The sequence below is a fragment of the Labrenzia sp. THAF82 genome, assembly GCF_009363435.1.
GTDB lineage: Bacteria > Pseudomonadota > Alphaproteobacteria > Rhizobiales > Stappiaceae > Roseibium > Roseibium porphyridii.
This window is the reverse complement of sequence record NZ_CP045354.1, coordinates 348909-368465: the sequence shown is the minus strand read 5'-3', so window position 1 is coordinate 368465 and position 19557 is coordinate 348909. Positions and strand designations below refer to the sequence as shown.

The 19557-nt window shown below is 54.8% G+C and carries 22 protein-coding genes; 13 read left to right on the top strand and 9 right to left on the bottom strand.

Features of this window, described 5'->3' with window-relative positions:
* Positions 1-115 precede the first annotated feature (115 nt).
* From FIV00_RS01715 to thpR, 3 genes are all read left to right on the top strand, one after another.
* The gene (locus FIV00_RS01715) at positions 116-745 is read left to right on the top strand and encodes an arylesterase (RefSeq protein ID WP_152499194.1); all 630 of its coding nucleotides are present in this window, start codon (positions 116-118) and stop codon (positions 743-745) included.
* A gap of 59 nt (positions 746-804) precedes the next feature.
* Complete coding sequence (locus FIV00_RS01710) at positions 805-1857, top strand: NADP(H)-dependent aldo-keto reductase (RefSeq protein ID WP_152499193.1); 1053 nt, start codon at positions 805-807, stop codon at positions 1855-1857.
* Between the two features lie 183 nt (positions 1858-2040).
* Positions 2041-2577, top strand: a complete 537-nt coding sequence (thpR, locus tag FIV00_RS01705; protein ID WP_152499192.1) for an RNA 2',3'-cyclic phosphodiesterase — start codon at positions 2041-2043, stop codon at positions 2575-2577.
* Between the two features lie 62 nt (positions 2578-2639).
* Here thpR and FIV00_RS01700 read toward each other — a convergent pair whose 3' ends face one another.
* Positions 2640-3830 carry a glycosyltransferase family 4 protein gene (locus FIV00_RS01700; RefSeq protein WP_209006776.1) on the bottom strand — a complete coding sequence of 397 codons (1191 nt, stop codon included), beginning with the start codon at positions 3828-3830 and terminating at the stop codon, positions 2640-2642.
* An 84-nt stretch (positions 3831-3914) separates the two neighbouring features.
* On the opposite strand from FIV00_RS01700, the gene FIV00_RS01695 reads away from it, so the two are divergent.
* The gene (locus tag FIV00_RS01695) at positions 3915-4688 is read left to right on the top strand and encodes a carboxylesterase (RefSeq protein WP_152499191.1); all 774 of its coding nucleotides are present in this window, start codon (positions 3915-3917) and stop codon (positions 4686-4688) included.
* Between the two features lie 7 nt (positions 4689-4695).
* On the opposite strand, the gene FIV00_RS01690 is transcribed toward FIV00_RS01695, so the two are convergent.
* On the bottom strand, positions 4696-5337 hold the full coding sequence (locus FIV00_RS01690) for a DNA-3-methyladenine glycosylase (protein ID WP_152504072.1): 642 nt from the start codon (positions 5335-5337) through the stop codon (positions 4696-4698).
* A 100-nt stretch (positions 5338-5437) separates the two neighbouring features.
* Between FIV00_RS01690 and gluQRS the strand changes: the two genes are divergently transcribed.
* A complete protein-coding gene (gluQRS, locus tag FIV00_RS01685) occupies positions 5438-6322 on the top strand; it encodes a tRNA glutamyl-Q(34) synthetase GluQRS (protein WP_152499190.1) in 885 nt (294 codons plus the stop codon).
* Here the strand turns inward: gluQRS and FIV00_RS01680 are convergent.
* Positions 6319-7287: an AEC family transporter gene (locus tag FIV00_RS01680; RefSeq protein ID WP_152499189.1), complete on the bottom strand. Its 969-nt coding sequence runs from the start codon at positions 7285-7287 to the stop codon at positions 6319-6321. The two genes, gluQRS and FIV00_RS01680, sit on opposite strands and share 4 nt — an antisense overlap.
* 189 nt (positions 7288-7476) lie before the next feature.
* Between FIV00_RS01680 and FIV00_RS01675 the strand changes: the two genes are divergently transcribed.
* The gene (locus FIV00_RS01675; protein ID WP_152499188.1) at positions 7477-8625 is read left to right on the top strand and encodes a response regulator; all 1149 of its coding nucleotides are present in this window, start codon (positions 7477-7479) and stop codon (positions 8623-8625) included.
* Here the strand turns inward: FIV00_RS01675 and FIV00_RS01670 are convergent.
* Complete coding sequence (locus FIV00_RS01670; protein WP_371419561.1) at positions 8622-9296, bottom strand: 2-hydroxychromene-2-carboxylate isomerase; 675 nt, start codon at positions 9294-9296, stop codon at positions 8622-8624. The two genes, FIV00_RS01675 and FIV00_RS01670, sit on opposite strands and share 4 nt — an antisense overlap.
* A 75-nt stretch (positions 9297-9371) precedes the next feature.
* Here FIV00_RS01670 and FIV00_RS01665 point away from each other — a divergent pair, with 75 nt between their 5' ends.
* On the top strand, positions 9372-10229 hold the full coding sequence (locus FIV00_RS01665) for a phosphatase PAP2 family protein (protein WP_152499186.1): 858 nt from the start codon (positions 9372-9374) through the stop codon (positions 10227-10229).
* A 27-nt stretch (positions 10230-10256) separates the two neighbouring features.
* Here the strand turns inward: FIV00_RS01665 and FIV00_RS01660 are convergent, their stop codons facing one another.
* A complete protein-coding gene (locus FIV00_RS01660; protein ID WP_209006775.1) occupies positions 10257-10547 on the bottom strand; it encodes a hypothetical protein in 291 nt (96 codons plus the stop codon).
* Positions 10548-10610: 63 nt separating this feature from the next.
* On the bottom strand, positions 10611-11072 hold the full coding sequence (locus FIV00_RS01655) for a low molecular weight protein-tyrosine-phosphatase (protein WP_247649322.1): 462 nt from the start codon (positions 11070-11072) through the stop codon (positions 10611-10613).
* 165 nt (positions 11073-11237) lie between these two features.
* On the opposite strand from FIV00_RS01655, the gene FIV00_RS01650 reads away from it, so the two are divergent.
* Positions 11238-11534: a 4a-hydroxytetrahydrobiopterin dehydratase gene (locus tag FIV00_RS01650; protein ID WP_152499185.1), complete on the top strand. Its 297-nt coding sequence runs from the start codon at positions 11238-11240 to the stop codon at positions 11532-11534.
* A 117-nt stretch (positions 11535-11651) separates the two neighbouring features.
* A complete protein-coding gene (locus FIV00_RS01645) occupies positions 11652-12977 on the top strand; it encodes an FAD-dependent oxidoreductase (protein WP_209006774.1) in 1326 nt (441 codons plus the stop codon).
* A gap of 43 nt (positions 12978-13020) precedes the next feature.
* Here FIV00_RS01645 and FIV00_RS01640 read toward each other — a convergent pair whose 3' ends face one another.
* Complete coding sequence (locus FIV00_RS01640) at positions 13021-13248, bottom strand: sulfurtransferase TusA family protein (RefSeq protein ID WP_152499183.1); 228 nt, start codon at positions 13246-13248, stop codon at positions 13021-13023.
* 150 nt (positions 13249-13398) lie between these two features.
* On the opposite strand from FIV00_RS01640, the gene FIV00_RS01635 reads away from it, so the two are divergent.
* The 3 genes from FIV00_RS01635 (at position 13399) to FIV00_RS01625 (ending at position 16072) form a co-directional block, all read left to right on the top strand.
* The gene (locus FIV00_RS01635) at positions 13399-13950 is read left to right on the top strand and encodes a DUF924 family protein (protein ID WP_152499182.1); all 552 of its coding nucleotides are present in this window, start codon (positions 13399-13401) and stop codon (positions 13948-13950) included.
* Positions 13951-14378: 428 nt separating this feature from the next.
* Complete coding sequence (locus FIV00_RS01630; protein ID WP_173005836.1) at positions 14379-14717, top strand: P-II family nitrogen regulator; 339 nt, start codon at positions 14379-14381, stop codon at positions 14715-14717.
* 20 nt (positions 14718-14737) lie between these two features.
* The gene (locus FIV00_RS01625; protein WP_152499180.1) at positions 14738-16072 is read left to right on the top strand and encodes an ammonium transporter; all 1335 of its coding nucleotides are present in this window, start codon (positions 14738-14740) and stop codon (positions 16070-16072) included.
* A gap of 111 nt (positions 16073-16183) precedes the next feature.
* Here FIV00_RS01625 and FIV00_RS01620 read toward each other — a convergent pair whose 3' ends face one another.
* Positions 16184-17299, bottom strand: coding sequence for a methyl-accepting chemotaxis protein (locus tag FIV00_RS01620; protein WP_209006773.1), 1116 nt, complete (start codon positions 17297-17299; stop codon positions 16184-16186).
* Between the two features lie 286 nt (positions 17300-17585).
* Between FIV00_RS01620 and FIV00_RS01615 the strand changes: the two genes are divergently transcribed.
* Positions 17586-18806 (top strand): ammonium transporter, encoded by a 1221-nt coding sequence (locus FIV00_RS01615; RefSeq protein WP_152499178.1) that lies wholly within the window; start codon positions 17586-17588, stop codon positions 18804-18806.
* Between the two features lie 51 nt (positions 18807-18857).
* Here the strand turns inward: FIV00_RS01615 and FIV00_RS01610 are convergent, their stop codons facing one another.
* Positions 18858-19538 (bottom strand): HAD family phosphatase, encoded by a 681-nt coding sequence (locus tag FIV00_RS01610; protein WP_152499177.1) that lies wholly within the window; start codon positions 19536-19538, stop codon positions 18858-18860.
* Between the last annotated feature and the right edge of the window lie 19 nt (positions 19539-19557).

The window sequence follows — 19557 nt, the reverse complement described above, 5'->3', positions numbered from 1 at the left end:
CTCTATAGTGGACACTGGATCGTCGTTCCGACGCCTGCATGCCCTCGACATTTGGTCGCATTGCGACCATATGGGACCGATGTAGCGCCTATTCCAGTCCTGAAAGAATGTTAGCGTGAACCGTCTTATCGCTGTTGTCTTTATCCTGCTCTATTCCTTTTATCCGGTTTCCGCTCAGGCGGCTGACCTGAAGCTCGTGGTTCTGGGCGACAGCCTGTCGGCCGGATATCAACTTCCACCAGACGCAGGGTTTACGACCCAATTGCAAAAAGCGCTGGATTCTCGCGGGCATTCAGTAGAAGTCGTCAACGCCGGTGTGAGCGGCGACACGACGTCAGGCGGCCTCTCCAGGCTGGACTGGTCTGTTGCGCCCGATACCGACGCGGTGATTGTTGAACTTGGTGCCAATGACGCCCTCAGAGGTATTTCTCCGGAGATTACGAGAAAGAACATCGAGGAGATCACCGCGCGTCTGCGTGAGCGTGGAATTGAGGTGATGCTGGCCGGTATGCTTGCCCCCCGAAATCTTGGCCCGGAATACGCCGATGTCTTCGACCCGATCTACTCGGAGGTTGCCAAGGCCCATGGAGCCTTGCTGTACCCGTTCTTTCTGGAAGGCGTCGCACTGAATCCCGACTTGAACCTGTCGGACGGCATGCATCCGAATGCGGATGGCGTCGCCGTCATTGTCGAAAACATTCTGCCGAAGGTTGAAGACCTGTTGGCCAAAGCACAATCGTCATAAGGGCCGGCGCCATTCGGCAGCCAGATATGCCCTTTTCTTGAAAATTGAAGGAAGACCAGATGGAACAGCGCCGGCTCGGACGCACAGACATCAATGTGAGCGCTCTTTGCCTCGGAACGATGACTTACGGCGAGCAGAACTCGGAGGCCGAAGGTCATGCCCAGATGGACTATGCTCTCGATAGAGGCATAAATTTTTTTGACGCAGCCGAGCTCTATCCGATCCCCCCGAAAAAGGAGACCCAGGGCCGCACGGAAAGGATCATTGGCAACTGGTTCAAGAAAAGCGGCAAGAGGGACAAGGTCGTCATGGCCACCAAGGTTGTCGGCCGTTCCGAGATGAACTGGTTCCGCAAGAACGGTGAAAAGAGCAAACTGACCCGTGAGCAGATTGAACAGGCCGTCGATCGCAGCCTGACAAACCTGCAGACTGATTACATCGATCTCTATCAGATCCACTGGCCGGACCGGAACCAGGCTGGCTTTGGCTCCATGCCGACACGCTGGAAAGATGCCATTCCGGCCGAAGACGAAAACAGCATCCAATCGACACTCGAAGTCATGTCCGACCTCGTGAAATCAGGAAAAGTGCGCCATATCGGCCTTTCAAACGAAAGCGCCTGGGGAACAATGCGGTATCTGGCAGCCTCTGACGTGTTCGACCTGCCACGCGTGGTCTCCATTCAAAATGCCTATTCCTTCGTCAACCGAACCTTCGAGACTGGCATTGCAGAAATCGCCCGCAGGGAAGATGTCGGGCTTCTGGCCTATTCTTCCCTCGCTCAAGGCTATTTGACCGGTAAATACCGCAACGGGGCGCTGCCGGCCGGAGCACGCAAAACCCTCTTCAATCGCATGCAGCGCTATGAGCATCCGCGCACGCTCCAGGCGGTGGATGCCTATCATGCCCTTGCCAGCAAAGCCGGCCTTGACCCTTCTCAGCTGGCGATCGCATTTGCCAAGTCCAGATCTTTCATGACCTCTGTCATCATCGGCGCGACAAGAATGGACCAGCTCGAAACTGACATTGGCGCGGCCGACCTCGTTCTCAGTGATGACATCTTGGAAAAGATCGACGAAATCCACCAGGAATTCGGCAATCCCGCACCTTGATTGCAACTGCAGGTCTTTGAGAATCAAATCACATCAGATGCCGTGCCAGAGATCTTCTGGCGCGGCGTTTTCACATTTGAGTAGTGTTTTTCATACATTTTTCAGACACTTAGATTTTTTTCTTGCGATTTTCATGAAGTTGATTCCTCATGGGATTTATCAGCGACAGCGGAGGGAACACCCATGCCGCGCCTATTTACAGGCCTTGAGATACCGTCAGAGACGGCACTCATGCTTTCTATGCTCCGGGGAGGCCTTCGGGGTGCTCGCTGGATCGATCCCGAGAACTTTCACATCACACTTCGGTTCATCGGTGACATAGATGACCGGACAGCAGATGAAGTTGCAGCCGCCCTCGACCGGATCCGCCGGGATCCGATTGAAATCCGGCTAAACGGGCTCGGTTCCTTCGGCAATGGCAAGCCACACGCGGTCTGGGCTCGCGTCGAGCCGAATGCAGAGCTCGCCGAATTGCAAGCCGAACAGGAACGGATCATTCAGCGGCTGCACCTGCCCGCAGAACGACGAAAATACGTTCCGCATGTCACGGTGGCGCGTTGCAGGTCGTCGACCAACGAGGATGTGGCCAAATGGCTCAGTGAGCGCGGCAACTTTCAGGCACAGCCCTTTGTTGCCGGCAGATTTGTTCTGTTTTCTGCCAAAGCAAGCGTAGGGGGTGGACCTTATCTGGTTGAAGAAGCCTACCCGCTCGCGGCTTGAGCCTATCGCTAGGTTTTGATTGGCTGCAAAGCAGTCTTCTTGGCACTCAGACCGAACTGATCTCAGTCTGCATTGGAGCGACGGGTCAAGAGCCCTTCATAGACCGCAAGCGTTCTGGCGCACATCGTTTCGACTGTGAAGTTTTGTTGCACATGAGCAAGTGCGCGGCTTGTCAGGTCTCTTTTTGATTTTTCATCCATTAGCAACGCCGACCTTATGGCATCAGCCAGAGCCTGAGGATCACTTGCGGTAACCCGCCAGCCTGTTCGTTGAGAACCCGGAACATCCGGTGGCGCTAGCACCGTTTCCGGCACCGCTCCCAGATTGGAAACAATCACCGGCACCGACGCGGCCTGCGCCTCGACAGCAGCACGGCCAAAGGCTTCCGGCTCGACAGAGGCAACCACCGCAAGGTCCGACAGTGCCATCGCTGCCGGTACATCGGCACAATGACCCACAAGCCTCACCCGATCATGAAGGCCAAGACCTGCAATCTGATTTTTCAACTCGGCAACATATCCGTCGCGCCCTTGCGCATCGCCGGCCAAAATCGCAATCGGTTCGCTCAGGCCATCATCTTTCAGAAGCGCCATCGCTTCGATCAGAACGGACTGCCCCTTCCAGGCCGTCAGACGAGCCATGTTCATGATGATCGGATGGCCGTTTGGAATCCCCCAGCTGTCTTTAAGTGCCTGTTGACGCAACGCACTGACATTATCCGGATCCAGGCTCTTCAGGTCCGACCCCCGCGGGATAATTGTGATGCGGGATTTGGCAAAGGGATGTCGTTTGCCAATCAGTTTGGCAATGAATTCAGAATTGGCGATCACGGCATCACCGCGCGCCATCACGGAATTGTAGTATGCCTTGAGTGCATTCGATTGATTGTAGGTGCCGTGGTAAGTGGTCACAAATGGGACATTCGTGCGTCTCGCTGCCCTCAGCGCCGACCAGGCAGGAGCTCTGCTTCTTGCGTGAATGAGATCCACACCACGTTCCGAAATGAGAGTCGCGAGCCTTTTGGTATTTTTCCAGAGAGTCACCGGGTTCTTGGACTTCACCGGAAGCACGATGTGCTCGGCTCCGAAGGACTCCAGCTCCGGCACCAACTGACCGCCCTGGCTGACGACCAACGCCTGAGCACCGTCTTCAACAATCGCCCGTGCAACATCGAGTGTCGTGCGTTCAGCTCCGCCCGAATTCAGGTCCGGGATCACTTGCAAAACAGTCGTGGCCGGGGGCAGGGGCGGCAATTGAGGCCTCCAAAGTGCTTTTCAAGGCGGGATGTGTGTGCCAAAGGCAGAGCAGAAGAAATAGACTATGTTGAGAGCCTTAATATGGGTGCGCAAGAACCGCAATTCATCTCGGTCGGAAAAAACGACTCTTTGCGGAAGATCGCGGTTTTGAAAGACGCCGGAGAAGCGCCCGGTCTTTTTTGGCTGTCCGGCTTCAAATCCGACATGTCCGGCACGAAGGCCGAAGCGCTTGCTGCTCACGGTGAAAGTCTTGGCAAGCAGGTGGTCCGGTTTGACTATTCCGGTCACGGACAATCCGGCGGCAAATTTGAAGACGCCTGTGTTTCGGATTGGCTGGAAGAGGCAACAGCCGTTTTCGACAGCTTTGCAGACAAGGAAACAGTTCTGGTCGGCTCCTCTATGGGCGGCTGGATTGCACTTCTGCTTGCATTGAAACGAAAGGAAACTGGGAAAATCAAGGGACTGGTTCTGATCGCTCCTGCTATCGACTTCACCGAGGAGCTGATGTGGAAACAGCGGTTTACCGACGAGATTCGGGAAACCATCCTCACCAGTGGACGCTGGTCCCAACCGTCGGCTTACGACGACAGCCCATATGTAATCACACGCAAACTGATCGAAGACGGACGCCGGCACCTGCTTTTCGACAAGCCGCTTTTTCTTGGGTGTCCGATCACAATTCTGCAGGGTGCTGAGGATCCCGACGTACCACGACAACACGCCGAACGTCTTGTCGATGCATTGCCGCAGGATGACGTGACATTGTCCGTCGTTCCTGACGGAGACCATCGTCTGTCCAGACCAGAAGACATCGACCTGCTGCTAAGATCGGTCGACGCATTGATCGGCAGCTGAGACGACCTCAAACAGGCATGGTTTCCCGCCCCTGCTTCTGAACTCGATACCAGGCCCAGAAGAGACGCGCAGCCACGCCACGATGTGGCGACCAGGCTGACGCAATCTCATCGAGCTGCTTGGGATCCGGCTTTTCCTGCAGCTCAAGCGCATCACGAACCGCAATCTGAAGCGCAAGATCGCCGCTTGGAAAAATGTCAGGATGGCCGGCACAAAAAAGCAGGAAAATATCTGCCGTCCAGCGGCCAATACCCTTGATCGAACACAGCTGGGCATGTGCCTCGTCGGCAGGCGCCTCGGCCAGTTGAGCGAGGTCCAGGCCGGATTGGCAAGCCAGTGAAACGGCGCGTAGCGTACGGATCTTCGGTCTGGAAAGCCCAGCGCCGGCAAGATCTTCGTCCGAAAAGGCCTTCAGACGATCTGAAGTCAGTGGCTGCACGAGCGTTTGCAATCGCGCAAATATTGCGGCAGCGCTCGCAACGGAAACCTGCTGACCAGTGATGATTTGGGCAAGACCTTCAAAGTCAGCAGCCCTTCGCCGCAACGGAAGTTCACCCGCGGCCAAGGCGATCGTTGAAAGCCTTGGATCAAGGGTTTCCAGTCCACGCAGGCCTGCCTCGATATCATCTGATGTGGCAATCGGTTTCATGATCGGTGTGATAGCTTCAGCAGATTTGCATGACAGACAGGGAATGGTAGGTAGGACTTGAACGACCAACTCCAATCCGTCAACCCGGCTCACCACCTTCATGTCCCGACCCGCCTTCCGGTTTGCCCCTTCGCCCAACGGACATCTGCACCTCGGGCATGCCCTGTCCGCACTCTTGAATGTCAGAGCTGCCAACGCGTTGAACGGACGTTTTCTGCTTAGATTGGAAGATATCGACCTGACGCGCTGCACGCCTGATCTGGAGCGGGAAATGCTCGAAGATCTCGACTGGTTGGGTGTACCGCTGGAAGAGCCTTTGCTTCGCCAGTCGCAGGCATTCGAGCACTACCGCAAAGCTCTTGAACAGCTCCAGGACCTCGGACTTGTTTATGCCGCCTACCTGACGCGCGCAGAAATCCGGACATTTGTCGCCGACTACGAGACCAACGGCAGGATCTGGCCGCGTGATCCGGACGGCGCACCTATCTATCCGGGAGACCATGCCGTTTTGACCGAGCGGGAACGCAAGGCCAGGGCCTCGAGCGACGCTCCCTTTGCTTTGCGCCTGAATATGGCAGACGCTCTTTCGAAAATTGGCAAGCCACTAAGCTGGCAGGAAGGCGGTTCAGAGGGCAAAGCGCTGTTCCAGCCCGATCAGCAGATTGCGGTCGAGGCAGCGGCCTGGGGAGATGTGGTTCTCGCCCGCAAGGACACGCCGACGAGCTATCATCTGTCCGTGGTGGTTGACGATGCGCGCCAGGGCATTACAGACGTTTTACGAGGAAAGGACCTCTATCACGCGACCAGTGTGCATCGGGTCTTGCAGGAATTGCTGGATCTGCCGGAACCGCGCTATCGTCATCATCGTCTGATTTTGGGAGCCGACGGCCGCAAATTGTCGAAATCCAGCAAGGACACGAGCCTCAGATCTTTGCGCGAATTGGGCATGACACACGCCGAATTGCGACGGCGGCTCGAGCTCTAGCTCAACTTGAACCAGATTTCCAAAAAACCGATCCAGAGGCTGGTCGTCACGATGGCGCATAATGTGGTCATCGTAATCGCATTTGCCGACATGGCGTGACCGGTTCCGTATCGGTTCGCGAATATATACGCGTTAATGCCCGTTGGGCATCCGGCCGTCAAAGTTGCAACAGCCGTCCAGAGCGGAGGCAACTGAAAGACAAACGCGCTGACAGCAAAGACCACGCCCGGCATGATGAGGATCTTGATCACGCTGAGCAGAACGCCCGGAAGCACATTGCCACGCATGCCGTATTGAACAAGGCTCATGCCGAGAGACAACAGCGCAAGTGGCAGCGCCGTAGCAGCAATCCTGTTCAGAACATCCTGCCCGATTTCCGGTAGGTCAAAGCCGGTCAGCCGCCAGAAAAAGGCGAGTACGATGGTAACGACAATGGGATTTTTCATCAGGCTCTTCAGTGCGCCTGAAAGCAACCGGCCGAGCGGAGGCAAAGGCTCGCCGCTGTCAATCGCTGCAGCACGCTCCATGACAATGGCCATCGCCACCGTCATGATTGCCAAGTGAACCGAAATCACCAAAAGAAGAGGCACCAGGCCCTCGTCGCCGTAAACAGCTGCCACCAGAGGCAACCCGACAAGAACGGTATTGGCAAATGCAGCGGATATTCCGCCAATCGCTCCGGCGCGGGCATCTCGTCCGAAGCCCTTCCGAATAACCAGGGTTCCAAGCGCCCAGGCAACACCGACACCAACGAAATAGGCGGCCCAAAGCTCAAAAGGAAACCCTGCCGACAAGTCCGCATTTGTCAAAGTACGGAAAATCAGGATGGGAATGGCAACGACGTAGACGAATTGACCCAGTGCCTCGCTGACGGTTTGAGCAAGAACCTTGAAACGGGCAAGTGCATAACCGATCCCGATGAGCAGGAAAACCGGAGCAACAATGGCAAAGTTTTGAGCAAGCATGAAACACTGCGCCGCAAAAGCGCTTTTCAACCGGGTTTGGTGGCAGAACAGTTGACGAAACAGCCGGTCCTGAAGGACCGGATGGACAGCGATGTGCCCGCAAGGTAAGCACGAATGTAGTCAGATTGGCTTTTCCCCGATGGTTCGGCAAGCCCTTTTGGCGTGAAACTGGCGAAGGACATGGGCTTCATGGCAAATCATGATGAAGATGGCGCGAAGATTGCGCTTCTGGCCCACGATCTCAGAACCCCGCTTGCGGCCATGCGGCTGACGGCTGAAATGATCGGTGAGGGGTCTCTGGACGTTGCCCAGGCAGAGCAACTGTCGGTCCTGATACGCTCCATTGATGCCCTGACGCAGCTCACCGGCGATCTCCTGAATGCTGGGGAACAGGTTGAGGACACCCTTTCGTCCCACTATCGGATTTCCGAAATCATGCTTGAGGTGACCGATCTCTTTCGCCCGGTTGCTGAGGCAAGAAGCCTGACACTTGATGTTGTCTGTGAAGAAGACGTAAGGGGAAAAATGATCCGCAAAGGTGGGTCGCTCCGCCGAGTGCTCACATCGCTGCTGGACAACGCCGTCAAATACACGGACGCCGGAGGCATCATCGTCGAACTGTCGGCCATGACACCGGAAGAAACCTCAGCTTCGCTTGGCGACGACGAATACTGGGTCAGTCTTTCAATTACGGACACCGGACCTGGGATAGATCCCGACGAAAGAGACCGTCTCTTCAGGCCCTTTGTTCGGGGCCGTCATGGCAAGGCTTCTGCTCCCGGCACCGGTCTCGGACTCTGGGGTACCGCAGAACTCGTGAGAGAAATGAAGGGACGGCTCAGACTGGCTCAGCCCAAAAGTGGCGGAAGCTGCTTTGAAGTGCAGATCCCGCTGGAAACACAAGATGCAATCGAACGGTTGACGGATCCGGCACCCTCATCTGGCACGGAACCCGTTGCATCGCGTCCCGGCATGACGCTGCACGTCCTGGTGGTCGACGACAACGAAACCAATTGCAGGCTTCTAGCCGCTCTGCTTGAGTCCTTCGGGATGTCATGCGACATCGCGCATTCCGGTGAACAGGCCATCGGGCTGGTTCAAAAAGAAATATATGACGCTGCACTTCTGGATCTGCACATGCCCGGCATGAGTGGCCTCGAAACGGCAGAAGAGCTGCGCAACCTAGAACAAGGCAGCGAGCTCCCGCTCATTGCAGTCACCGCTGCACTCGAGTCTATTGGCGATCAACGCTTGCGACAGGCAGGTTTTCAGGAAGTCTTGACCAAACCGCTGTCCCCGGCCTTGCTTTACAAAGCCCTTGAACACGCAAATTCTTAAGCGCTCGCCCTAACGGTTTCCAATGCCTGCTCAAGGCGATCATCGCCCCAAAAGAGGGCACCGTTCGGAGCAACAAAACTGGGGGCACCGAAAATTCCAAGCTTCTCAGCTTCGCTCACTGCAGCACGCAGTCCGATTTTCGTTTCTGGCGAAACCGCATCAGCCAGTGCCTGCTTGGCCGGTGCGCCAACCTCAATGAGAAGATCGGCCATCAGGGCTTCGTCCTCAATCTCCAACCCTTGCCCGAATTCTGCAATATAGACCGCCCGGCTAAATGCTCCGATCCACGGCTGATCCCGGCCGGCAAACGCGATCCTTGCCGCCAAAAGCCCATTTTGCGGAAAGGGACTGGGCATCTGGAATGGCAAACCGTATCGCTCACACTGGCGCTCCATGTCGCACCACATGTAGCGGCCCTTTGCCGGCTGAAGGTTGAAAGGGGATGTATTCCAGCCTTGTTTTTTGAAGATAGGCCCAAGCAAAAAAGGCCTCCAGGCGACGCTGACACCGAAATCAGCGGCAAGCGCTTCGATGCGCATGGCTGTGAGATAACTATAGGTCGAAGCGAATTCGTACCAGAATTCGACAACCGGTTCGCGATCCTGCCTCAATGGGACGATATTCGAGCTTGAATCTTGATCTGCCGGATCGTCACTTTGCAATATATTCAACTCCAAAAACACCTTTGCCGACCCTCCCGGCAAGGAAGGATTGGACAGGCCTGCAGGATGCGCTAAAGAGCAGCCATGGAACGAGACAGCCACCCCAACCATAGTCAGAAGTCTGGACTGCGAAAAGCCGGTAACTGGTGCGTTGCCCACCCGATAGCTTTGGTATGCGCATATGTTGTTGTTGTTTCTCTGTTTTTTCTGGCATTCCCGGGCATTGATCTAAAGGTCAGCAATCTCTTCTTTTTCGGCGAAGCCGGTTTTGCGGCTCAAAACGAGCCCTTCCTGCGGGACGTCAGGCATCTTGGACCTTTCCTGGTGAAGGTCATTGCCGTTGTCTGCGTGCTCATTCTGGTGATCAAGCTGGTAGTGCCTGGACGCCCACCTATTCTGCCCCTGCGCAAGCCGGTCTTTCTTTTAACGACATTGATCCTGGGACCGGGCATCCTGGTCAACGCGATCCTGAAGGACAATTGGGGACGCCCACGCCCGCGCTCAGTTGAAGAGTTTGGCGGAGATCTTCCCTTTCAACCTGTCTGGAAGATGACCGACTACTGCGACAAAAACTGTTCTTTTGTTTCCGGAGAAGCCTCGGCAAGCATTTGGCTTGTCTCGGTCGCATTTCTGGTTCCCGCGAGCTGGCGCAGGGCGGTGCTCGCATTTGTTCTGCCACTTTGCCTCATCCTGTCGGCGAACCGTGTTGCATTTGGCGGTCATTTTTTCTCCGACACCCTGATTTCCTGGGGCTTGACGTTCTTGCTGATCCTGATCGTCTACCACTTGCTCTACATAAAAGAACCGCCCCTTTTCACCGATAGGGGTCTGGACGAGTGGTTCACTGTAAAGGGCCGCAAGCTTCAACGCCTTGTTCGGCGTCTGCTGGTGCGATCGCGTCGGTCCTTGCGGGGTGCTGTTCGGATTTTCTCCGACCGATAGACGCGTCTTCCGAAAAATACAGTCACATCACTTGCGCGGTCTGGTGCGCTTTAAAATGCGCGCAAAACGCAGGGGCGAGCGGTCCTCCACCCAACTGATTGCATCATTTATCTGAGGAGTTTTTCGCCTTCGATTGCGCAGCATGCGGGCGGCGCTTCGGCTGGTGCCGACAATCACGATCATCCCCAGCGCAAGCAGCGGAACACCCGTTGGTATAGGCAACCAGACAGTTGCCAGGCCGAACAGAATGCAAATCGCGGCCAGTGACCACCAGAAGACTTTCATGAACCAACCATGGAGTGCAATCTCGACGATCACCCATAGCGCAATTTCTGAGACGGATTTATGAACCCTGAGACCGGGAGCCTGAATTTTATGCGGTCACGAGTGCTGCTCCGTCAATGTGCCCAAAAGCCGTTGTCCACCCGCCCTGATCAATCGATAAACATTTTCAAAACTGTCTGACCCGCCGCAATATGGGTCGGGAACTTCCTGCACCGGATCGTCGAGCAACAGCCGGATATGGGCCGTCCCACCATTGCTCCAGCTGTTCAGTTTGGTCAGGTTGCTTCGATCCATGGCAACAATTGTGTCAAAACGGTCGAAGTCAGCATCTTCTACCTGGCGCGCTTTTTGGCCGGAAATATCTACGCCATATTTCGCGGCGATCTCGATTGATCGCGGGTCCGGCGGGTCACCAATGTGCCACGCTCCCGTTCCGGCGGAATCAATTTCAAATTCACCACTTCGCCCCGCATCGAAAACAAGGCTCCGAAACACACCCTCAGCAAGGGGCGAGCGGCAGATATTTCCAAGACAAACGAAAAGAACACTTTGGACCAACAGGCGCCTCCCATATCTATTTGTCCACCGTGCGGACTTGTGCACAGAATTGCAAATGGCTCTATCAGAAACGCAGCACATGCCGGTCCTGTTTGAGTTCGCCTTCACCCTTTCATTTCATTTGAGTAGACTGCCAACTGAGTGTTGGCTGAGCAGGAGAGGCAAATGGTTGAACGATTGAAACCTGAAGATCGGGCGGCCGGGCTTCAAGACCTACCGGGCTGGCACCTTTGTGACGGTCGCGAGGCAATCACCAGGACTTTCAGATTCCGAGACTTCACCGAGGCGTTCGGGTTCATGACACAGGTAGCGCTGATTGCAGAAAAGATGAATCATCATCCGGAATGGTCCAATGTCTATCGCACGGTCGAGATAACGCTGGCAACGCATGATGTTGGCGGTTTGAGTAGCCTCGATCTGAAGTTGGCTGGTTCCATCGACAAGATTGCCGGTGACGCCTAGTCCGAAAACGGCAGGTTCAATTGTTCGACAATTTCAAATTAAGAAACAATGACCTGATTGATTGTCTGATCTCAACATGCTGACCCGCCTGGATCAATGAGGCTGAATGAATTGGCTTTGGGCGACACAAGAAGTCCTGGAGATCTTTCGACCGATGTTCTCGTCATTGGCGGTGGAACAGCTGGTTTCGGGGCTGCGGTTGCAGCCGGCAGGCAAGGCCTTTCTGTCAGCCTGATTGAGTCAAGCAACAAGATTGGCGGCGTGATGGCTTTCTGCCCCGGAATGCCCTGGGGCGCGGCCTATCCATGCGGCGTGAGTATTGGCGGCTTGATGGAGGAATTGGCCAATCGACTGTTTGAAATGGATCCACCTGCTGCCGAAAAACGGCCTTGCACGCTTGAGAACTTCGGCCACGAAATTCAGTACGATCACGATATCGCAACGCTGACCATGTTCGAGATGCTCGAGGAAGCCGGTGTTGATGTACACCTGAACACTACCGCCTTAGCACCGCGAATGGTGAGTCAAAAAATCGCTGCCGTGGAGTGCTTCAATCGGCACGGCGGTTACACGATTGTTGCGGGCATCGTCATCGATTGTTCAGGGGACGGTGACATTTCGGCTAAAGCGGGCGTTCCATATGCACTGGGCGACAGGCAGGGCAACATGATGGGTGTCACGCTGACTTTCCAGATGATTGGTGTCGATCAGGATACCGTTTTTGCCGAAGGCGATCCATATTTCGAACGGTTTGCGGCCAGGGGAATTGCAGAAGGACGATTGCATGAGGATCTTGCAAAACTCTATCTGATGCGGGGATTTCACGCGGACACGGTTTTTTGCAATTCCGTTGTTATCCGCGGTGTTGATGGAACTGATGCCGGTGCCGTCAACCGAGCCACGCTTGAAGGCAGGCGCAGATGTCGTCAACTCGCGCAATTCCTGAGAGAGGATGTCCCTGGATTTGAAAGCGCAAGATTGATGTATCTCGGCCCAACGGTCGGGGTTCGCGAGACGCGAAAGCTCGAAGGTCAGTATCGGGTGACAGGCGACGACCTTGCAAACGCCACCAAGTTTTTGGACGGTGTCGTCTGCTGCGACAATCCTGTCGATGACGTCATGCGCGGAAACGGCGCCATGACCCACGACGCAGTTGTAGGAGAGGGTGCCTACTACACAATCCCGTTTCGATCACTTGTTCCCAAAAACATTGAAAATCTAATGTTCGCAGGCAGGATTGTTTCTGCTGATGCCGTCGCATTTGCATCGGTTCGCGGCATGCCTCAGTGTGTTGCAATGGGCCAGGCAGCGGGGACTGCAGCCGCAATGGCGCTGAGAAACGAACAGACCATTCAGGAAATCGACAGTGACGACCTCATCGCCGCGCTTAAGGAGCAAGGGGTGAATGGTTTGCGCGGAGAACGATTGAAGGACAATTGTTAGGCTGAGGTTGCGATCTTTGCTGTCATAAATCGTGCCCCAAGTGTCAGCCACCTTTCGCAAGCTGGAACCTGTGGCCTCCCTCCAGCTTTTCGGCCGCCAGCAACTCGTGACCATTTTCCTGGCAAAAATGCGGGATGTCTATTTCCGCCATCGGATCGGTCGTCAGCACCGTGAGTTGGTCGCCGGTATTCAGACGCGTCAATGCCTTTCTGGTCTTCAGCACTGGTAGCGGGCATTTCAATCCCTTTAGGTCAAGCAGCGTTTCCGTCACAGATTGATCCTATCCCTTGTCTTCAAATTCGACCTGACACTTGGCAGCAAGTCGCTAAGATAGTCACGCAAGTGGGAAATTGACAGTGTTCGCAGAAGATTAGATGCTGCCTGCACTATAGACTTAGACACGTTCGGAACAGGACAGACAATGACAAGCCGCGCAATTTCCGCACTGGATATTCTTGATTTCTGGTGGCGGGCCGGACCTTCAAAATGGTTCGCGAAAGACGACAAGTTTGACAAGTCCTGTAACGACCGGTTCCTGCCTGCGATTGAAGCCGCCAAGGAAGGCAAGCTCGACCATTGGGCAGAAACCGCAGACGGCACATTGGCTTTACTGCTGCTTCTAGATCAGATGTCGAGAAATGTTTACAGAGGCTCTCCCAAAGCCTTCGAAGCAGATGAAAAAGCCGTTTCAATCGCCGAATACGCCATCGCTCACGGCTTTGATCGTGCGTTCCCGATAGAGGCAAGAGGGTTTTTTTACCTGCCTTTTGAGCACTCGGAAGACATGAGGCATCAGGAGAAATCGGTCGATCTGTGTCGCAGGCTCGGTGACAAGGAACTTTATCATTACGCGTTGATACACATGGATGTCATACGCAGGTTTGGGCGGTTTCCCCATCGAAACAAGGTTCTTGGTCGAAAAAGCACCGAGGAAGAAGAAGCCTATCTGGCCGATGGAGGTTTTTCAGCCTGATCGCATTAACCTTGGTCGATATGCCATTGATTTTGAAGAAATGATCGGTCGAGCAGTCTGCCGTTTTTTTATGCGAGTGCTCGGCTCCGATTCAGAGTGATCAAAATTTAACCAGCGATTACATGTCTGCATAAAAAATATGCAGAAAAACTGCCTCTAAAGGCGTCATTGAATTTTTCCGTTAATTTTCATTTCCTCCCGCATTTCTTCAGAGTCCGCAGAAATCCGCGAAAAACAAGGTGAAAAGAGCAAGTTGGCACGGTCCTTGATTAAGAAAGGCCGACACCGACCCGACGCCATTCACTGTGGCCAGGCCAAAGACCTGAAAAGACCCTTCCAGAGGGGACATCAACCAGGCGGCAAGTTGGGGACGGTCGGCCGAGCTTCTTCGACGGGAAGGGGCACTAATAAGGGGAATGGAACGAGCAATGAAAATCGTGATGGCCATCATCAAGCCGTTCAAGCTCGACGAAGTGCGTGATGCCCTCACCGGCATCGGCATCCAGGGGCTGACGGTGACCGAAGTGAAAGGCTATGGCCGCCAAAAGGGGCACACCGAAATCTACCGCGGAACCGAATACGCTGTCAGCTTCTTGCCGAAGCTGAAGATCGAGGTCGCCGTGGATTCTGGCTCCGTCGACAAGGTCGTCGAAGTGATTTCAGGTGCAGCAAAGACCGGTCAGATCGGTGACGGCAAAATCTTTGTCCACTCGATCGATCAGGTCGTGCGCATCCGTACCGGCGAAACCGACGCCGAAGCTCTGTGATTTAGGTAAGGAAACGTAACATGAAAAATCTTGTCGCTAAGGGCGCGACGACGCTGACCGTGTTGAGCCTCATGGCTCTTCCGGCACTCGCCCAGGATACCGATGCGGCGGCAGCTCCGGCTGTATCGCCAGAAGTCGCCTACATCTTCAACACTCTGCTGTTCTTGATCGGTGGTTTCCTGGTCATGTGGATGGCAGCCGGCTTCGCCATGCTTGAAGCTGGGCTCGTTCGCTCCAAGAACGTCTCCATGCAGTGCCTGAAGAACATCTCGCTTTATTCCATCGCGGGCATCATGTTCTGGATTACGGGCTACAACCTTATGTACACCGGTGTTGACGGTGGCTTCATGGGTTCATTCGGTCCCTATTCCTTTGACGCTGTTGGCGGAGACGCACTCGACACCGGCTATTCCACAGCATCTGACTGGTTCTTCCAGATGGTCTTCTGTGCGACCACGGCATCGATCGTTTCCGGTACGCTTGCAGAGCGCATCAAGCTTTGGCCGTTCTTGATTTTCACTGTTGTTCTGACCGGCTTCATCTACCCGATCGCAGGGTCCTGGCAGTGGGGCGCAGGTTGGCTGTCCGAAATGGGCTTCTCCGACTTCGCTGGTTCCACGCTGGTTCACTCCGTCGGTGGTTGGGCTGCTCTTGCCGGTGCGATCATCCTTGGTGCACGTAAAGGCAAGTATGGTGCCGACGGCAGCGTTCACCCGCTTCCTGGATCTTCCATGCCTTTGGCAACACTGGGTACTTTCATCCTGTGGCTCGGCTGGTTTGGCTTTAACGGTGCATCCCAGCTTGCAATGGGTTCCATCGGTGATGTGTCCGACATCTCACGCATCTTCGCCAACACAAACATGGCTGCAGCCGCTGGCGTTGTCGTCGCCGTGATCCTGACTCAGGTTCTCTACAAGAAAGTCGATGTCACGATGGCCCTGAACGGCGCTCTTGCCGGTCTGGTATCCATCACCGCTGAGCCACTGGCACCAAGTGTCTGGCAGGCTGTCCTCATCGGTGGCGTCGGTGGTGCGATCGTTGTCTTCACGGTTCCGCTTCTCGACAAGCTGAAAATCGACGACGTCGTCGGCGCTATCCCGGTTCACCTGATTGCAGGTATCTGGGGCACGCTGATTGTTCCGCTTTCCAACGGTGATGCTTCCTGGGGCACGCAGATCGTCGGCATTGTTGCCTACGGCGCGTTCACTCTGATTGCTTCGGCTGTCTTCTGGTTCATCCTGAAAGCTGCCATGGGCATCCGGGTATCCGACGAGGAAGAAGCGCTTGGTCTCGACAAGGTTGAGGTTGGCGTGGAAGCCTATCCGGAATTCGGCACCGGTTCTCAGCGCCTCTAACAAGAAGCGCTGATACAAAATCTCCCAGGCGGTCTATTGGCTCAGACCGCAAACTTGGAAAGCCCGGGGGCAACCCCGGGCTCTTTTTTGCTTACCTCATAAGCTCGACGTTTAGCCGGCCACTTTCAGGCTACTTGCAACCAGCTGCACCGCTTCGGAGGCTTGCTTGGCCAGTTCGATATTTCGGGCAGATCCGGTAATCGCGCTTTCGGTGTCCTGACGAACTTTTTGCAGGTTGGAAGACACTTCGTCCAAGGCGGTGGTGCGTTCCGTCATTTGGCGAAAGGTTGTTTCATTGCGAGCCGTCAACTCGTTCAGGTATTCCTCAACGGATGAAACCTGTTCAAGACCATCAGCACTTTGGGATTCGGAAAGCTTGAGCTTGTCGGTTGTCGTCTCGATCAGATCACGTGACCTCGAAATCGATCTGTTCATTTCCGAAAGAATACCGGAAATGGATTCAACAGCATTTTCGGTCGACCCGGCCAGCACCTTCACTTCTCCTGCTACGACCGAAAAACCCTTGCCGGCGTCTCCCGCACGTGCAGCTTCGATGGTTGCATTCAGGGCAAGCAGGTTGGTTTGAGCTGAAATTGAGGAAATTTCCTGTGCCAGAGCCTCCACATCACCAAACCGGCTAGCGAGCTCCTCAGTGGCTGCACTCAATTGACCTATCAGGTCTGCTGCTGAAAGGCAGGTATCGACAACACCTCGAATACTTTCGCGCGCCTTGGTCATGCGGCCGCCAGCATTCACCAAATCGTCCGTGCAGTCCTTGGCCTGCAAACCAACAGACTGAAGGTCTTCCTGAATTTGCTCTGCAGTTGAAATCAGATCGGCTAGGAATTCCGCCCGTTCCTTGCTCGCGGCATTGACTGCCCTCGCGTTCTGGCCAATCTGTGAAACATCAGCGCCGGCTTTCGCCAGCTGTTCAATCTGATCGCTTGCGTCACGGTCACTGCCTGCAATCTGGTCAAGGTCGGTTTCTCTGATCTCTAGAGCCTCCGGACGTATGTTCACGTCTGTTTGGTCCAGAGGCTGAGGAACCGCTGGCCCCTGTCTTAATGTCATCTTTGCGCTGACGATTGAAACGGTGAACGGCACGGCCGTCGAAAGCAACGCCTGCCAAATGACAAATTCCGCGTGGCCCATAAAAACATCGATCTGATTGATGCCTGTCAGGATCGATCCAACAATAAGTGCGGTAATGACAGCTCGTTTGAACATTTCAACCATTTCTCAATGTGAGTGTCCTGCTAGGGTCGCTCAACATAGTTAACACCGAAGAAATAGCCCTCAGTAAGCTGATCTCGTACTGACTATAAATTAAGCTGATGCCACTTTTTTAGTCTCGCAGATGTGACTGTTCGCGCCATGAGACAACGCCATTCGACCAAAAGATCGGCAGTTTTCTGCCCTATCTTTCACCGTTTGCCCGTTTGGCATGCAACTTGAATACATATCTCCCCAAAACGCATAACGAATTGGCAAATTGCCTAACTGGGGGTCAATCATGAATTCAACTGGAGTGGGCGGCGACGTCTTTTTTGTGCTGGTCGGGGCAATCCTCGTCTTCGCAATGCATGGCGGGTTCGCCTTTCTTGAGGTCGGAACCGTTCGGCACAAAAACCAAGTCAATGCACTGGTGAAAATTCTGGTCGATTTCGCGTTATCGACCGTCACGTACTTCTTTGTTGGTTACGCATTCGCCTATGGCACGACGTTCCTCGTCGATGCCGCAACATTGTCCGGTGGTGGTGGAGGATTTGAACTCCAAGGCCTGACATTGGTGAAATTCTTTTTCCTGACCACTTTTGCCGCAGCCATCCCCGCGATTATCTCCGGCGGAATTGCGGAACGAATGAAATTCTGGCCCCAATGCGTGGCGACAGTGGCCTTGGTTGGCATCGTCTATCCACTCTACGAAGGAATTGTCTGGAACGGAAACTTCGGTTTTCAAGCCTGGTTGGAAGCAACTTTCGGGGCACAATTCCACGACTTTGCCGGATCTGTGGTCGTTCATGGGGTTGGCGGCTGGATCGCGCTCGGAGCCGTGCTGCTGCTAGGTGCGCGCATGGGCCGTTACGATTCCAAAGGACGTCCGATTGGCATTCCACCATCTTCCTTGCCTTGGCTTGCCATGGGGTCCTGGATGCTTTGTGTCGGCTGGTTTGGTTTCAACGTCATGACAGCAGGCTCCCTGGACGCGGCTTCTGGTCTCGTTGCAATCAATTCGCTTATGGCCATGGTCGGCGGCATTCTGGCGGCGCTGGTCGTGGGCAAAAACGATCCGGGTTTCGTTCACAACGGCGCACTGGCGGGTCTGGTCGCCGTTTGTGCGGGGTCCGACATCATGCATCCGATTGGCAGCCTGATCGTTGGAGCAGGTGCCGGCGCAATCTTTGTGATCGGTTTTGAGATGTGCCAGAACAAATTGAAAGTCGACGACGTTCTGGGCGTCTGGCCACTTCACGGTATCTGCGGTGCATGGGGCGGTATCGCTGCCGGGATCTTCGGTCTTGAATCTCTCGGTGGCCTTGGCGGCGTTTCTTTGATGTCACAAATCATCGGAACCGTAGTCGGGGCAACATATGCACTGGCTGCCGGGTTTGTGGTCTACGGCATCTTGAAAAGCACTATGGGCCTGAGGTTGTCGCAAGAGGACGAGCATCTGGGCGCGGACCTCGCGATTCACAAGATCAGTGCAAATCCGGAGCATGACCTTGGACGGTGACTGAACTGACAATTTTGGGATTGGATCGGCGGCCCACCCGGGCCGCCGGATTTATGCATGGGCACCGTTGTTCAACAATTCTGCCAGGTTCTGGTGAGTATCAACGACCCGATGCGCGCCGGCTTCTTCAAGCTGCGCAGCATGCGTATCATGGCTGTGACCGCCGCCAACAAAACCCCACACGGTCATTCCCGCTGCAAGCCCGGCTTTCACGCCGTTTGAGCTGTCTTCAATCACCAATGTATTCGCGGGTGAAACACCGAGCTTTTGAGCCGCAAACAAAAACAGGTCCGGGGCAGGTTTTCCGTTTTCCACCTGCTCGCCGGAATAGATATGCGGGTCGAAATACGCAAAAAGCCCTGTGTGTCTAAGCTTTTGAATCAACCGCTGTAATCTGGATGAGGAAGCGACCGCCCGAGGGCCCTCGTGTTCATTCAACAGCTGTTTGATACCTGAGATTTCCAACAGCTCCGTTTCCATCCGCCGCATTGTTGCAACATCCAGATCTTCAAAGAAGTTTTCAGGCATCGGCCCTTTGCCAAGATCACGATGGTCCCGGTCGAGCGCGGCCCAGAAGTCCTCGCTCCCAAGCCCCTGAAATCGGTCCATGTACTCATCCAGATCGTATTGAAGGCCAATCCGCGCGAGATGCTCGCGTTCCACCTGCACATAAATCGTTTCCGAATCGACCAGTACACCGTCGCAATCAAACAGGATTGCCTCAAAAGCCATCGAACCCTCTTCCCTTATG

Coding starts and splice junctions, on each gene's coding strand:
- FIV00_RS01710 (WP_152499193.1), top strand. CDS start 805: ATGGAACAGCGCCGGCTCGGACGCACAGACATCAATGTGAGCGCTCTT.
- thpR (WP_152499192.1), top strand. CDS start 2,041: ATGCCGCGCCTATTTACAGGCCTTGAGATACCGTCAGAGACGGCACTC.
- FIV00_RS01695 (WP_152499191.1), top strand. CDS start 3,915: ATGGGTGCGCAAGAACCGCAATTCATCTCGGTCGGAAAAAACGACTCT.
- FIV00_RS01690 (WP_152504072.1), bottom strand. CDS start 5,337: ATGAAACCGATTGCCACATCAGATGATATCGAGGCAGGCCTGCGTGGA.
- gluQRS (WP_152499190.1), top strand. CDS start 5,438: ATGTCCCGACCCGCCTTCCGGTTTGCCCCTTCGCCCAACGGACATCTG.
- FIV00_RS01680 (WP_152499189.1), bottom strand. CDS start 7,287: ATGCTTGCTCAAAACTTTGCCATTGTTGCTCCGGTTTTCCTGCTCATC.
- FIV00_RS01675 (WP_152499188.1), top strand. CDS start 7,477: ATGGCAAATCATGATGAAGATGGCGCGAAGATTGCGCTTCTGGCCCAC.
- FIV00_RS01665 (WP_152499186.1), top strand. CDS start 9,372: ATGGAACGAGACAGCCACCCCAACCATAGTCAGAAGTCTGGACTGCGA.
- FIV00_RS01650 (WP_152499185.1), top strand. CDS start 11,238: ATGGTTGAACGATTGAAACCTGAAGATCGGGCGGCCGGGCTTCAAGAC.
- FIV00_RS01635 (WP_152499182.1), top strand. CDS start 13,399: ATGACAAGCCGCGCAATTTCCGCACTGGATATTCTTGATTTCTGGTGG.
- FIV00_RS01630 (WP_173005836.1), top strand. CDS start 14,379: ATGAAAATCGTGATGGCCATCATCAAGCCGTTCAAGCTCGACGAAGTG.
- FIV00_RS01625 (WP_152499180.1), top strand. CDS start 14,738: ATGAAAAATCTTGTCGCTAAGGGCGCGACGACGCTGACCGTGTTGAGC.
- FIV00_RS01620 (WP_209006773.1), bottom strand. CDS start 17,299: ATGTTCAAACGAGCTGTCATTACCGCACTTATTGTTGGATCGATCCTG.
- FIV00_RS01615 (WP_152499178.1), top strand. CDS start 17,586: ATGAATTCAACTGGAGTGGGCGGCGACGTCTTTTTTGTGCTGGTCGGG.
- FIV00_RS01610 (WP_152499177.1), bottom strand. CDS start 19,538: ATGGCTTTTGAGGCAATCCTGTTTGATTGCGACGGTGTACTGGTCGAT.